The 13,785-nt window shown below is 70.5% G+C and carries 12 protein-coding genes; 8 read left to right on the top strand and 4 right to left on the bottom strand.

The features are described 5' to 3' along the window. Positions 1–11 precede the first annotated feature (11 nt). Together ADL15_RS09380 and ADL15_RS09375 are read left to right on the top strand one after the other, a co-directional pair. On the top strand, positions 12–320 hold the full coding sequence (locus tag ADL15_RS09380) for an antibiotic biosynthesis monooxygenase family protein (protein WP_067687236.1): 309 nt from the start codon (positions 12–14) through the stop codon (positions 318–320). Next, positions 317–1,342, top strand: a complete 1,026-nt coding sequence (locus tag ADL15_RS09375) for a methyltransferase (RefSeq protein ID WP_067687233.1) — start codon at positions 317–319, stop codon at positions 1,340–1,342. Before ADL15_RS09380 ends, ADL15_RS09375 begins: the two co-directional genes overlap by 4 nt. A 55-nt stretch (positions 1,343–1,397) precedes the next feature. Here ADL15_RS09375 and ADL15_RS09370 read toward each other — a convergent pair whose 3' ends face one another. Continuing rightward, positions 1,398–1,847 carry a nuclear transport factor 2 family protein gene (locus ADL15_RS09370; protein ID WP_067687230.1) on the bottom strand — a complete coding sequence of 150 codons (450 nt, stop codon included), beginning with the start codon at positions 1,845–1,847 and terminating at the stop codon, positions 1,398–1,400. A 190-nt stretch (positions 1,848–2,037) separates the two neighbouring features. Between ADL15_RS09370 and ADL15_RS09365 the strand changes: the two genes are divergently transcribed. The 3 genes from ADL15_RS09365 to ADL15_RS09355 are packed head-to-tail and all read left to right on the top strand — an operon-like array spanning position 2,038 to position 5,245. Continuing rightward, on the top strand, positions 2,038–2,985 hold the full coding sequence (locus ADL15_RS09365) for an aromatase/cyclase (protein ID WP_067687412.1): 948 nt from the start codon (positions 2,038–2,040) through the stop codon (positions 2,983–2,985). A gap of 35 nt (positions 2,986–3,020) precedes the next feature. Next, positions 3,021–3,722 carry a class I SAM-dependent methyltransferase gene (locus ADL15_RS09360; RefSeq protein WP_198170666.1) on the top strand — a complete coding sequence of 234 codons (702 nt, stop codon included), beginning with the start codon at positions 3,021–3,023 and terminating at the stop codon, positions 3,720–3,722. A 14-nt stretch (positions 3,723–3,736) separates the two neighbouring features. Continuing rightward, on the top strand, positions 3,737–5,245 hold the full coding sequence (locus ADL15_RS09355) for an FAD-dependent monooxygenase (protein WP_067687226.1): 1,509 nt from the start codon (positions 3,737–3,739) through the stop codon (positions 5,243–5,245). Positions 5,246–5,312: 67 nt separating this feature from the next. On the opposite strand, the gene ADL15_RS09350 is transcribed toward ADL15_RS09355, so the two are convergent. Genes ADL15_RS09350 through ADL15_RS09340 form a run of 3 tightly spaced genes read right to left on the bottom strand, consistent with a single transcriptional unit; the run spans position 5,313 to position 9,704 of the window. Continuing rightward, positions 5,313–6,818 (bottom strand): FAD-dependent monooxygenase, encoded by a 1,506-nt coding sequence (locus tag ADL15_RS09350; RefSeq protein ID WP_067687223.1) that lies wholly within the window; start codon positions 6,816–6,818, stop codon positions 5,313–5,315. Between the two features lie 15 nt (positions 6,819–6,833). Then, positions 6,834–8,453 (bottom strand): NAD(P)/FAD-dependent oxidoreductase, encoded by a 1,620-nt coding sequence (locus ADL15_RS09345; RefSeq protein ID WP_067687221.1) that lies wholly within the window; start codon positions 8,451–8,453, stop codon positions 6,834–6,836. 42 nt (positions 8,454–8,495) lie between these two features. After that, entirely contained in the window at positions 8,496–9,704 is a 1,209-nt protein-coding gene (locus ADL15_RS09340; protein ID WP_083971041.1) for a nucleotide disphospho-sugar-binding domain-containing protein, read from the bottom strand. A gap of 243 nt (positions 9,705–9,947) precedes the next feature. Here ADL15_RS09340 and ADL15_RS09335 point away from each other — a divergent pair, with 243 nt between their 5' ends. From ADL15_RS09335 to ADL15_RS09325, 3 genes are all read left to right on the top strand, one after another. Next, positions 9,948–11,915: an elongation factor G gene (locus ADL15_RS09335; protein ID WP_067687215.1), complete on the top strand. Its 1,968-nt coding sequence runs from the start codon at positions 9,948–9,950 to the stop codon at positions 11,913–11,915. A gap of 132 nt (positions 11,916–12,047) precedes the next feature. Then, positions 12,048–12,833 carry an AfsR/SARP family transcriptional regulator gene (locus ADL15_RS09330; RefSeq protein ID WP_083971040.1) on the top strand — a complete coding sequence of 262 codons (786 nt, stop codon included), beginning with the start codon at positions 12,048–12,050 and terminating at the stop codon, positions 12,831–12,833. Beyond that, entirely contained in the window at positions 12,830–13,765 is a 936-nt protein-coding gene (locus ADL15_RS09325; protein WP_269748323.1) for a putative sugar O-methyltransferase, read from the top strand. Before ADL15_RS09330 ends, ADL15_RS09325 begins: the two co-directional genes overlap by 4 nt. Positions 13,766–13,785: the final 20 nt, after the last annotated feature.

Genomic DNA, 13,785 nt, shown 5'->3' with positions numbered 1-13,785 from the left:
AGGACCACATCGTGTTCATTTTCATCGACCGGATGACGGTCACCGGAGACGTCGAGGAGTTCGAGCGGGCGCTGGCCCAGATCTCCGACCACATGGCGCGGCAACCGGGCTTCCGTTCCCACCAGCTGTACCAGTCGGCCGGTGACCCGAAGGTGTACGTGGAGATCGCCCACTGGCAGGACGCGGCCGCGCATCGCACGGCCACCAGTTCGGAGGGCTTCCGCACGCCGTTGCAGCAGGTGATCAAGAATGCCACTGTCGACTTCTCGCCGTACGAGTTGCGCTCCAGCCACGGCGCCGGCGCGGTGACGCCGTCATGAGCGACATGACGGTACCGCCGGCCGTCCGGCAGCTGCGTGAGCTGGCGCTGAGTGCCGCGTGCGCCGCGGCGCTGCGAGCCGCGGCGCGGCTCGGTGTGGCCGACGCGCTGGACGACGACCCGGCGTCCGTGGACGAGATCGCGCGGACGGTGAAGGCCGACGCCGGTGCGCTGCGGCGGCTGTTGCGCGCCCTGGCCAGCAACGGCATCTTCACCGAGGTGACCGGCGACCGTTTCGCGCACACCGACGCCTCGCGCCTGCTCCGCGAGGACACGCCACGCGGCCTGCGATACACCACGCTCTGGGCGACCGAGCCGTGGACCTGGGAACTGTGGCCGCGGCTGGACGAGGCGGTACGGGCCGGCCGCAGCGTCTTCGGCGACCTGCACGACAAGGGCTTCTTCGAGTACCTGCACGAGGACGCGCCGGAGTCGGCCGCCGTTTTCGACCGGGCGATGACCCAGGCCAGCGCGCTGTCCGCGCAGGCCCTCGCGGGTGTGCTGGACCTGCGCGGGATGGCCGTGGTGGCGGACGTCGGCGGCGGGCAGGGCGGCGTGCTGCGCGCCCTGCTGGAGCGCACCCCGGCGCTGCGCGGCGTGTTGTTCGATCTGCCGGAGGTGATCGCCGACGCGGACCCGTGCCTGCGCCCGGGCGGCTCCCTCGGTGATCGGGTCCAGCTGGTCGCCGGTGACTGCCGGCGCGAGGTCCCGGTCGAAGCCGACCTCTACCTGCTGAAGAACGTCCTGGAATGGGACGACGTGAGCACGGTGGCGACCCTGCGGGCCATCGCGTCGAGCGGCCGGCCGGGGGCACGGGTGGTCATCGTCGAGAACCTCATCGACGGCAGCCCGGAATTGCGGTTCACCACGGCCATGGACCTGCTCCTGCTGCTCAACGTCGGCGGCCGGAAGCACACCCGGGCCGGCCTGGAAGACCTGATCGGACAGGCCGGCCTGATCCTGGGCAGGGTGGAACCGGTCAACTCCTACCTGCACATGTTCACCTGCGTGGTATCCGCCTGACCATCGGCGCCCCGTCCCGATCATCGGGGACGGGGCGCCGTCGTGCGGGTCGGGATCAGGCCAGGTCGTCGCGAGTGACCCGGCGGGACCGCACCCGGAGCTGCCCGTCCTCGAGCACCAGGACGTCCTCGCAGACGCAGGTGCGGTGCAGGCGCGGGGTCTCGCCGCGCAGCGTCGAGAAGACCAGCGCGTAGCAACGGACCGCGATCGTGCCGTCCGGAGCCGGCCGGACGTCGAGCATGCCGTGCCAGTGCCGGCGGATCTCGCCGGCCGCGGCCAGCTCCGCGGCGGCCCGGCTCATCGTGGCGATCAGCTCGTCCCGGCCCCGGGTCGGCTCGTCGAGTGTCGGCGCCTCGAAGGTGCCGTCCTGGGTGAAGGTCTCCGCCCACTCCCGCGCCGCGCCGGCGTCCAGCAGCTGCATGTGTCGTGCGTAGAACTGCTGGACCTGGACGTAGCGGCGTTCGAAGGCGAGGTCCGTGGTGGGCAGGTCGACCTGTGTAGGCATGGCCACTCCGTTAGGGCAGGTGGGTTGGGTTACCGCGCGCACCGGCTCAGTCTGTGCCGCAGCTCTCGAACCGCGGTGGAGCGTCGTTCACGGGCCCGCTGTCGACCGGTGCTCCACCGTGCCTCCAGCAGCCGCGTCGACGGTGGCAACCATCGCCCGCGATTTCCATGGCCGAAGGGATCATCCAGTGTTGACCAGTGCTACCCATGTCGTTGAGGAGAAGATTCCGGTCCGCGCGCCGGTCCAGGTGTGCCGCGACCTCGTGACCGACCTGGCCGGCTGGAGCCAGCTGCACCGGCCGGCGGTGCACGCCGAACACCTGGCCGGGGACGCCTCCGGTGAGCTGGTCCAGCGGTGGTACGTCACCGGACCCGACTCCGTCCGGACCTGGCGTGAGCGTCGCACGGCCGAGGACGACGGCCGGCGCGTCACGTTCGTCCACGAGCCGGCCGACCCGCCCTTCGCGGACCTGCGAGGGGCCTGGTATCTCGAGGAACAGCCGGACGGCACCACGCTTGTCGTCCTGCGTCACGAGTTCGCGCTGCTGGATCCGGATCCCGCCGAGCTGACCCGCCGGGCCGGCCTGCTGCGCCAGGACAGCCTCGCGGAGCTGGAGACCCTCCGGTACGCCGCCGAACACCGCGACGAGCTGGCCGAGCTGATCATCTCCTTCGAGGACCCGCTGTTCGTGGCGGGTTCCGTGCGCGACGCATACACCTACCTCTACGAGGCGGACAAGTGGCCGGAGCGCATCCCGCACGTGGCCCGGCTGACGATGACCGAGGAGGTGCCGGGTATCCAGTTCTTCGACATGGACACGGTCTCCGCGGACGGGTCTGAGCACACCACCCGTTCGGTCCGTATCTGTCTGCCGAACCGGAAGATCGTCTACAAGCAGACCCAGCCGCCCGCGACGATGACCGCGCACGCCGGCCACTGGATGTTCACCGAGACGCCGGAGGGCCTGATCCTCGGCGCCCGGCACACCTGCACGATCCGTCCCGACGGGCTGCACCTGCTGGGTGCGGGCACCACGGTCGCCGGGGCCCGGCGCTATCTGCGCAAGGTGCTCAGCGCGAACAGCATGGGCAACCTGCGCCTGGCCAAGGCGTACGCCGAGGAGCGGGCGGAAGCGTGAAGCGGACCGAACCGACGCATGGGGAAGACCCCGCCATGCCCGTCCAGCCCGCCGACGGCTCCGGCGACGCGGTGATCGCCCTCGCACCGGACCAGGTGATGGCCGGCGCCGCCGTGTACAGCCGGAGCATCCTGGCCGCCTACGACGTGTGGGTGCTCGGCTTCGTCTGCTCGGCCGTGTGGCACTGCCCGCGGCGGTACATGCTGAAGCACTACGACCGCAACGTCGGCCGCCGCCACCTGGATCTCGGCCCGGGCACCGGCTTCTTCCTGGACCGCTGCACGTTCCCCGCGGACCGGCCCCAGGTGGTTCTGGCCGACCTGAACGACGAGGTCCTGCGCAAGACCGCGGGCCGCCTGGCCCGGTACCGCCCGGCCATGTACCGCCGCGACGTGCTGCAACCACTGGAGCTCGGCGCCGCCCGATTCGACTCGGTCGGCATGAACTTCCTGCTGCACTGCATGCCGGGTGACATCAAGCAGAAGGCCGTGGTCTTCGACAACGTCCTGCCGTACGTGGTGAAGGGCGGGCGGATCTTCGGCGCCACCGTCCTGACCCACGGGGTACGGCACGGACGGCTCGCCCCGAAGGCGCTCGAGTCGCTCAACGCGGACGGGGTCATGAGCAACAAGGACGACTCGCTGGCCGACCTCGACGCGGCCCTCGGGGCCCGGTTCGAGCGCTACCAGCTGCGGGTGCGGGGATCGGTCGCGATGTTCGAGGTGTCGGTCGTCTAGGAGGGAGACAGTCGATGGATGACGTCGACGTTGTGGTGGTCGGTGGCGGCCCCGCCGGCACGATGCTGGCCTGTGAGTTGCGGCTCGCGGGGGTCCGGACGCTGGTCGTGGAACGCATGACCGAACCGTTCGGTCATGCCAAGGCCCTGGGCCTGCACGCCCGCACGATCGAGGAGTTCGAGCTCCGGGGGGCCCACGAGGACCTTCTCGACGGCGCGCCGAAGCTGCGCGGCGGCCACTTCGCCAGTCTGCCCTCGCCACTGGTGTACGAGGTGCTCGACAGCCGCCACCCGTACGGGCTGTACCGCACGCAGGTGGAGGTCGAGGAGTTGCTGACCGCGCGGGCCCGCCGGCTCGGTGCGGAGATCCGACGTGGGCACGAGCTGGTCCGGCTCGAGCAGGACGACACCGGTGTCACCGCCGGCATCCGCGGGCCGGACGGGGAGTACCAGATCCGGTCGCGCTATCTGGTCGGCTGTGACGGCGGTCGCAGCACCACCCGCAAGCTCGCCGGCATCGAGTTCCCCGGACAGGAGCCCAGCCTCGCCGTGCTGCTGGCCGATGCCAAGTTCAGCGGGGAACTGCCGGTCGGCGAGGGGATGGGGCCGCTGCGCCCGTACGGCGTGGTGCGGCCCGAGAAACGTGCCTGGTTCTCGGCGGTCCCGCTCTTCGAACCGGGCCTGCACCGCGTCATGGTTTTCTGGTACGGGCGGACCTTCCCCGACCGCCGTGCGCCGGTGACCGAGCAGGAGATGCGGGCGGCACTCGTCGACATCGCGGGCAGTGACTTCGGGCTGTGCGACATCGAGTGGCTGACCCGGCTGACCGACAGTTCCCGGCAGGCCGAACAGTACCGGCGGGGACGCGTCTTCCTGGCCGGCGACGCCGCCCACGTGACGTTCCCGGCCGGCGGACCGGGCATGAACATGGGGCTGCAGGACTCGATGAACCTGGGGTGGAAGCTGGGCGCCGCCGTGCACGGCTGGGGCGGTGACGCGCTGCTGGACTCCTATCACAGCGAGCGTCATCCGGTGGGTGAACTGGTGCTGCGCAACACCCGTCTCCAGGTCGTGCTCCTCGATCCCGACCCGAACCTGCGGGCGCTGCGCGACACCTTCACCGACCTGCTGCGCATGCCGCAGGTCAACCGCTACTTCGCCGGGCTCGGCGTGGCGCTGGACATCGAGTACGACCTGCCCGGCGCGCATCCCATGATCGGGCGGCGGATGCCGGACGTGCCGCTGGTCACCCCGGAGTCCCGCCGCTACCTGAGCGAGTACTTCCACTGTGGTCACGGCGTGCTGGTCATGCTGGGCCGGGCCGCCGGGGCGAGCGACGCGGGCACCGCGTGGAAGGACCGGGTCGACGTCGTCACCGGTACGGCCGCCGAGCCGGACGACCGGCTCGCGAACGCCTTCCTGGTGCGGCCGGACGGCTATGTCTGCTGGGCCGGCGACCCGGTCGCCGAGGCCGCGGAGCTGCGCGCGGCGTTGGAGACCTGGTTCGGAGCACCCCTGCGGTGACACCAGAACGGTGGCCGGGTTCGTGACACGAACCCGGCCACCGTGGTGTGCCGGCTGCGGCCGACGATCAGCGCACCGCCGCCGTGGCCCGTCCGAACCAGGTCGCGAGGGCGGCCGGCAGCGACGACTCCGCCGCTGCCGGTTCCCCGCCCGGAGTGGCGGCCCACGCCACGTACCCGTCCGGCCGGATCAGCAGCCCGCCCAGGGTGGCGCCGCCCTCCTGCCGGGCCGTGACGACGTCGACCCGGTCGCGCCACCCGGCCGCCACGGCGGCCACCGACGGATCGTCGCCCGGGTCGACCAGGACCGGCCGCCCGGTACGGAGCAGGTCCGCCACCCGGACCGGGCCGTCCGCGGTGCACAGCCGCAGCGGCGGGAACAGCTGTCCGACGAGCGGGTGCGCACCGGCGGCCGGTGCGTAGCGCGCGTCCAGCCCGGTCAGCATGCGCGACAGGTGGCGGTTGACCTCGTCGATCGCGAGCAGTTCCCGGAACACCTCGCGCAGCGGGTCGATCCGTTCGTCCGAGTTCATCAGCGCGAGCTGGGCCCGGGTCTCCAGGACGACGCGATCGGCTGCCGGGCGCCGCTCCCGGTCGTAGCTGTCCAGCAGGTCATCCGGCGCCCACCCGTGGATCCGGCCGGCCAGCTTCCACCCGAGGTTCATGGCGTCCTGTATGCCGAGGTTGAGCCCCTGGGCGCCGATCGGGAAGTGGACGTGTGCCGCGTCGCCGGCCAGGAACACCCGGCCGCTGTGGAACCGGTCCACCACCCGCGACGCGTCGGTGAAGCGGGCGAGCCAGGTCGGCGCGGTCATCTCGATCTCCGTGCCGGTCACCCTGGCCACCGCGGCGCGCAGTTCCTCCATCGTCACCGGCGCGTCCCGGTCGGGCACCGGCCGGTCGAACTCACAGGTGAACACGCGGATGCCGGTGTCCGGCATGGCCACCGCCATGACCAGGCCGGACCGGGTGCGCAGCGTGCCGGGGATGCCGGAGGGGAAGGCCGCCGGGTCGGCGAGCGTGACGTCGCCCAGCAGTGCGCTCACGGTGCCGGGGGACCCGGGAAACCCGATCTCGGCCGTCTTGCGGACGACGCTGCGTCCGCCGTCGCAGCCCACGACGTAGTCCGCCGCGAGCGAGTACCGGCCGGCCGGGCTGCTCACCTGCAGCACCACCCGGTCGTCGGTCTGTTCCACGCCGGTCACCTCGTGGCCCCGCCGGATCTCGGCGCCCAGCCCGGTCGCGTGCTCCGCCAGGTACGCCTCGGTGCGTGCCTGCGGGATGCCCAGGGTGTACGGATGCTCGCTGTCCAGCAGGTCCAGGTCCAGCAGCGGTGGCCGGATCGCCGCGAAGTGCGTCTTGGGTATCTTGACGGCGTCGGCGACGAACCGGTCGAGCAACCCGCGCAGATCGAGCAGTTCCAGTGTCCTGGTCTGCAGCCGGAAGGCGCGGGAGTGCACGGTCGGCGCGGCGGCCCGCTCCAGCACCACGACCCGGACGCCGGCCAGGCGCAACTCGCCGGCGAGGAACGCGCCGACCGGGCCGCAACCGACGATGACGACATCGGCAGTCATGTCTCTCCTCCTGAGTCAGTGGGTCGGCGCGGCGTCGGCCAGGAGCTCGCGGATCGCACGGCGCGGATGGCCGGCCGCCCACCCCGCGATCGCGCCCATCCGCTCCGGGGTCGGATCGATGTAGCGGACCTCGGGCCGGTTGAACTCCAGCGGCGGCAGCATCCAGTCGGCGGCCCGGATCTTCTCGTTGATCCGGTCGCCGGCCTGCTGCGCCTGCTCCGTGCCGGCGTCCACCGCCGCACAGGCGGCCACCACCTCGTCGAAGAGCTCCGCATAGAAGTCGATCGGGCACCACAGACCCGGGTACGGGCTGTCGTCCAGCCGGCGGCACGGTTCGTCGTCGCCGGTCCGCTGTGCGGCGATCATGGCATTGAGCACGTGCTTGCCGCCGAGCACGCTGCCCGCGGCCCAGATGCGGAACACCGCGTTCCACAGGTCGTAGTTGCCGAAGGCGATGAACGCCGAGTTCACCAGCTGGTCGTTGTAGTCCAGCAACCCCTGCTCGAGCCGCTCCACGGGTGCGAACCGCTCGGCGGAGAAGTCGTCGTCGCGCAGCGCCTCCATCAACCGCCAGGCCAGCGTGTTGATGACCTCGCAGGTGTTGGAGAGCCCGCGGGAGAAGAGCGGGTCGATGAAGCCGCCCGCGTGCGACATCAGGCACCAGCGGTGTCCGGTGGTGCGTGCCGAGGAGTACTGCATGCGGTCGGTGCCGACCCATTCGCGGACGCTGCGCGCGTTGGCCAGCTGCCGCTTCACCGCCGGGAACCGGTCCACGTGGGTCCAGAACTCCTGCTCGGGTGAGAGCTCGGGGCGTGCCGGATAGCGCCGCGGGTCGAGCTGGATGCCGACGCTGCACAGCGGGTTGGTGGCGCCCTCCCGGTTGTTGAACGGGATGATCCACATCCACCCGCGGTCGAAGATCTGGTGCATGGTGCCGTCGTTGAACGGCACCGGCGGCTGGTCCTGGGGCCCGAACCCGAGGTGGTCGTCCGCGGGCTCGACGCCGATCATGTGCGTGAAGATCGAACGTGCGTGGTGCTTGAGCCGGCTCGGCGTCTCCCGCAGGTTCAGCCGCTGGGCCAGTGGCGAGCGGAACCCGCTGGCGTCCACGAGGTACCGGCTGCGGTAGGCGCTGCCGTCGGCGCCGGTGACCGTCACCTCGTCCGCCGCCAGGTCGATCTTCTCCACCCGGTAGTTCTGGCGGGCGTCGCAGCCGTACCGGATGGCGGTGTGGAACATGTAGGCGTCGGTGTCCTGGCGGAAGTAGTGCGCTGCCTGCCCCATCCCGGTCGGGATGCGGAACATGTTGGTCTCCCGCGGGTCCGGCTCCTGGCCGTCGTGGTGGAACGCGAAGCCGAAGTTGCTCTTGCGCCCGTGCCCGCTGCTGATGTTCGTCAGCACCCCGTCGAGGCTCGCCAGGTTGGCGACTTCCGGCACGTCGTACCGGGTGGCGATGAGGCGCATCACCGAGAGGGTCTGCCCGATCGTCGACTCACCGACCGCGAAGCGCGGATGCTGAGTGCCGTCCAGCAGCATCACCCGGAAACCGTGCCGGGCCAGGATGGAGCCGAGAATGGTGCCGGACAACCCGGTACCGATGATGGTGACGTCGTAGGTGGCGTTGTCTGTCGTCACGTCGGGATCTCCTATCGAGCGGGGCCCTCGCGGGCTCGGGCGTCAGGCGGAAGCCACCAGCGGACTGCTCCGGATGTCCGCGCCGGCCGCGCAGTCCTCCAGGAGGCCGACCACGGCGGCCGGCGCCGGTGTCGTCGCGACCTCCCGCTGCAGGGCCATGGCCCGCTGCCGGTACTCCGGCCGGGTCAGGACCGTCTCCAGCGCATGCTGGATGGTGAGCTCATCGGCGGCCTCCGGATCGGCGATGGACACGCCCAGGCCGAACTGCTCGACCTTGTTCGCCCAGAAGTCCTGCGAGGTGCTCTGCGGCAGGGTGACCTGCGGAACGCCGTTGGCGGCGGTGTGCATGCCGGTGCCCAGCCCGCCGTGGTGGATGACCGCGTCGCAGGTGGGCAGCAGCACGCTCAGCGGATACGACTCGACGACGCGGATGTCCGGCAGGCTCTGCGCGACGCCGGCGCGGTCCGCGCGCTCCACGGCGATGACCAGTTCCGCGCCGGTCTTCTGGACGGCCCGCGCGATCCGGGCGGTCAGCGGGTCGAGCACGGTCGTGGTGATGCCGGAGGTCAGGCAGATCCGGGGGCGGTCCCCGGAGGGCACCAGCCACGGCTGGGCCACCACCGGACCGTTGTAGGACACCAGCCGCATGCCGGCCCAGGGAATGCGGTAGGGGTCGCGCAGGCTGGGCGGGCAGGGGTCGACCAGGATCTCAGGAAAGATCGGCTCGAGGCCGAACTTGTCGAACAGCCCCTGGTAGGCAGCCCACAGTTCCGGCTCGCCCCGGTAGTCGAAGTCCAGTGTGTAGCCGGCCGTGTGCCCGATCGCCGGCACCCCGATCGCGGCCGCCGCGACCAGCCCGGCGGACGCGACGGTGTCGTAGACCACGACGTCCGGACGCCAGGCCCGCGCCAGTGCCACGGTGTCCGCGGCGGTCGCCTCGGCCGCCGCGAGCAACCGGTTGGCCATGCCCACCCGTAGCTGTTTGTCGAGCAGTTCCGGCCGGGCGAACCAGTTGCCGGTGATGTCGCGCGGCGTGCCCTTGTAGGCGAGGCCGCTGTGCCGGTTCTGTGCCTGCTGGATGGTGGCCTCGTCACCCACCGGCACGGTGACCAGCCCGGTGGCCTTGACCGCGTCGACACCCTGTGGCCGGACCGCCACCCTGACCTGGTGTCCCGCCAATTGACAGGCCCAACTCAACGGCACGATCCACGGTACGTGCGGACCCGCCGCAGCAACGAAGAGAACTCGCATCTACACCTCCTGGTGATGATCGTCAGCTGGCTGCCACCGGACGCTAGAGGGGGTGTCTCGACGCGACGTCGACGGCGACTCGACGGATCGCGCGCGGCGGCACGGGGTCGCCGCGGTGGTAAGCTGCGTGTCGGGTAGATCGTCATTTCAATCGGTTTCGAGAGGGAGTTGAGATGCGCCGACAGTCCGGAGCTGTAGACGGGACGGTCATGTCGGCTATCTACCTAAAGGTGACGTTCATCAATGGACTCCCTCAATATCGGGATCGTTGCGCATGTTGACGCCGGAAAGACGAGCCTGACCGAACGGCTCCTGCATCACACCGGCGTCATCGATCACGTCGGCAGCGTCGACGCCGGCAGCACCCAGACCGACTCCATGGAGATGGAGCGACGTCGCGGGATCACCATCCGGTCAGCCGTGGTGTCCTTCACGATCGACGACCTTCAGGTCAATCTCATCGACACGCCCGGACACCCGGACTTCATCGCCGAGGTGGAACGCGCGCTGCGCGTGCTCGACGGAGCCGTCCTGGTCGTCTCGTCCGTCGAAGGGGTGCAGGCGCAGACCCGGATTCTCATGCGGACACTGGCCCGGCTGCGGATCCCCGTCCTCATCTTCGTCAACAAGATCGACCGGGTCGGCGCCCGCTACCAGGATCTGCTGGACAGCATCGGCGAGAAGCTGACTCCCCGGCCGCTCGCGATGAGCACGGTGACCGATCCCGGCACCGGCCGGGCGCGATCGGTGCCGCTGCCGCTGTCCGAGGGCCGGCGCGGTGCGCTGGTGGCCGACCTGCTGGCCGACGCGAGCGACGCCTTCCTGGAGTCCTATCTGGACGACGACACGCACCTCACCGAGCGGGACTTCGCCGCGGAGCTGACCCGTCAGGTGCGGCAGTCCCTGGTGACGCCTGTCTATTTCGGCTCGGCCATGACCGGCGAAGGGGTGGAGGACCTGGTCCGAGCGATCAAGGAGTTCCTCCCGCCGCCGCCCGGCGACCCGCTGGCGCCGCTGCGGGCCGGCGTCTTCAAAATCGACTGGGCGTCCGGCGGCGAGAAGGTCGCCTACGTACGCGTGCACTCCGGCCGGCTCGCGGCGCGGGAGCCGGTCGACACGTACCGCCGTGGCCGCACCGGTGACGTGGTCGAGGGCACCGGCAAGACGACGTCGGTGCAGGTCTTCCAGAACGGCACCACCACCAGCGAGACGGTGGCCGAGGCCGGCGACATCGCCAAGGTGTACGGGCTGACGCACGTGCAGGTCGACGACCAGCTCGGCTCGCCCGAGGGGCTGCCGTCCAGCGGCTTCTTCGCGCCGCCCAGCCTGGAGACCGTGGTACGGGCCGCCCGGCCGGAGCAGACCGGCCTGCTGTACCAGCGCCTGCGACGGCTGGCCGAGGAGGACCCGCTGATCAATGTGCGCCGTAACGAGGCGGAGCAGAGCATCTCGGTGGCGCTCTACGGCGAGGTGCAACGTGAGGTGATCAAGGGCCTGCTCCTCGACCGGTACGGCATCGAGGTGGTCTTCGACGAGATCACCACGGTGTACGTCGAGAAGGTGGCGGGTGTCGGCCGTGGGCTGGAAGTGATCTGGCAGAACGCGTTCGCCGCCACCGTCGGCCTGCGGATCGAACCGGGTCCGGCCGGTACCGGCCTGCGATACCAGCTCGAGGTCGAGCCCGGCGGCCTGCCGGCGGCCTTCCACAAGGCGATCGAGGAGACCGTGCGGCAGACGGCGCAGCAGGGACTGTACGGCTGGGAGGTCGTGGACTGCGTGGTGACGTTGACCGACACCGCGTATTTCAGCCCGGTGACCTCGGCGGGTGACTTCCGCAAGCTCACCCCCCTGGTGCTGATGACCGCGCTCCGCGAGGCCGGGACCACGGTGCACGAACCGGTCGACCAGTTCGAGCTGGAGGTGCCGGACGACACGGTCCGGGCCGTCATGTCCCGGCTGGCCGCCGTGCGGGCGGTCGTGGACCAGTGCGAGGCGCGGGGCTCGGTCAGCCACCTGCAGGGCACGATCCCGGCGAGCGGCGTGTACGAGTTCGAGCGGCAACTACCGGGCCTGTCCCACGGTGAAGGTGTGTTCGTCTCCGCGCTGAGCGGCTACCGCAAGACCGCCGGCGCCCCGCCGACCCGCCGGCGCACCGACGGCAATCCGCTGAACCCCAAGGAGTACCTGACGCACGTGCTCAAGCGCGGGTGATCGATCGCCGGGGCGGGGTTGAGGGCCGGTGTAGCCGGGAGTGTATCCGGATGTCCACAGCGGACCGTCGCGCGTTCCCCATAGGACAACGAGTTCTGTCGATCCCGCACCGGTGGCTGTTAGAAACGTTTCATGAAGTTCCGAATACTCGGCCCGCTCGAGAGTTCGATGCAGGGGAAGCCGAGCACACCCAGCGCGACACGGGTGCGGTGGACGCTTGCCCTGCTGCTGTTGCGGGCCAATCAGGTGGTCGATCGAGGCTGCATCATCCAGGAGCTGTGGGGGGAGAACCCGCCACGCAGCGCCGTCACCACCGCGCAGACCTACATCTACCAGTTGCGGAAGAACTACCAGCGGTACGCCGATCAGCTCGGCTGGGGCGAGTTCATCGAGACGCGGCCGCCGGGCTACCTGTTGCGATGCCACGAATCGGAGATCGACGCGTTCGCCTTCGAACGGCTGAGCGGGGAGGGCATCGCCGCCCATGCTGCGGGCGAGCCGGAGCGCGCGGCCCGCTTGCTGCGCGAGGCACTGGCCCTGTGGCGCGGCCCGGTCCTCGCCGACATCACCGCGGGCCCGGTGCTGACTCCGCACCTGCGCCGGCTGGAGGAGGCGCGCACCCGGGCGGTACGCACCCGCATCCTGGCCGACCTGCGACTCGGCCGGCATCGCGAACTCATCCCCGAGCTGCGGTTCGCCGCGCTGGAGAACCCGTTCGACGAGTGGTTCTACGAGCAGCTGATGATCGCTCTGAGCGAGGAGGGCCGCCGGGCCGACGCCCTGGACGCCTACCGCCAGTTGCAACGCATGCTGGATCAGAAGCTCGGTATCGAGCCGTCGCACGCCCTGCGGCAGCTTCAGCACGACGTACTCGTCGGCGTCGTGCGCAGCCCCCACGTCGTAGAGGAAGTGGCGTGACAGAACAGGTGAGACCGCCGGCCGGGCGGTACGGTCCGAGCGCGCAGTGGCAGCACATCACCGAGGCGCACATCACCGAGGAAGCCGCGGTGGATCTCACCGGCTTCAAGTCGAACGCGGTCAACTTCAAGCTGGCGTTGTGGAACCCCCAGCCGAACGGCGTGCGGTATCTGAAGGCGCTCACCTTCGCCCTGGGCATGCGGCTGACCCCCGCGAACCGCGAGCGGCTGCGCCGCACCCGCCATCGCGAGGTCGGCAGGCCCTATGCGGTGCGGTGCAACGGCGAGCCGGTCTGCCTCGACTACCTGCAGGCGGTGCACGAGGTGGAGTTCCTGGCGGCTCAGCTGCCCCTCGACGGCGCCCAGGTGATGGAGATCGGCGCCGGCTACGGCCGGACCTGCCACACCCTGCTCTCCAACCACGAGGTCGCCGGGTACACCATCGTCGATCTGCCGAACACGCTGGCGCTCTCCCGCCGGTACCTGGAGACGGTGCTGACACCGGAGCAGTTCGCGAAGATTCGGTTCGTGGGAGTCACCGAGGTGGACGAGCGGGTGCGCGGCACCCGCTTCGACCTGTGTCTCAACATCGACTCGTTCGCCGAGATGGATCCCGGCACCGTGCACGACTACCTCGAACTGATCGACGCGACCTGCGATCACTTCTACGTCAACAACCCGGTCGGCAAATACCTCGACGAGACGCTGGACGGCCATTCGCAGGGCGCCGAGGTCGTGCGGCTGGCGCTGAACAGCGGGCTCCTGCGCGACGTCATCGACATCCACGACAGCGAGGCGGTGCGCGAGCAGGCGCCGGCTTTCGTGTCCGCGTACCGGCCCGCCGAGCGCTGGCGGTGCGTGGCGCAGGACCGCGCCGTGTCGTGGAGCTACTACTGGCAGGCCCTGTACCGCGCCGATCCGGAACCGCGGTGACGGCCGGAGCGGACCGGCCG

It is taken from the genome of Actinoplanes awajinensis subsp. mycoplanecinus, assembly GCF_001509495.1.
GTDB classification, from domain to species: Bacteria; Actinomycetota; Actinomycetes; order Mycobacteriales; family Micromonosporaceae; genus Actinoplanes; species Actinoplanes palleronii.
The sequence above is the reverse complement of the archived record's forward strand: the minus strand, read 5'-3'. Positions and strand labels throughout refer to the sequence as shown.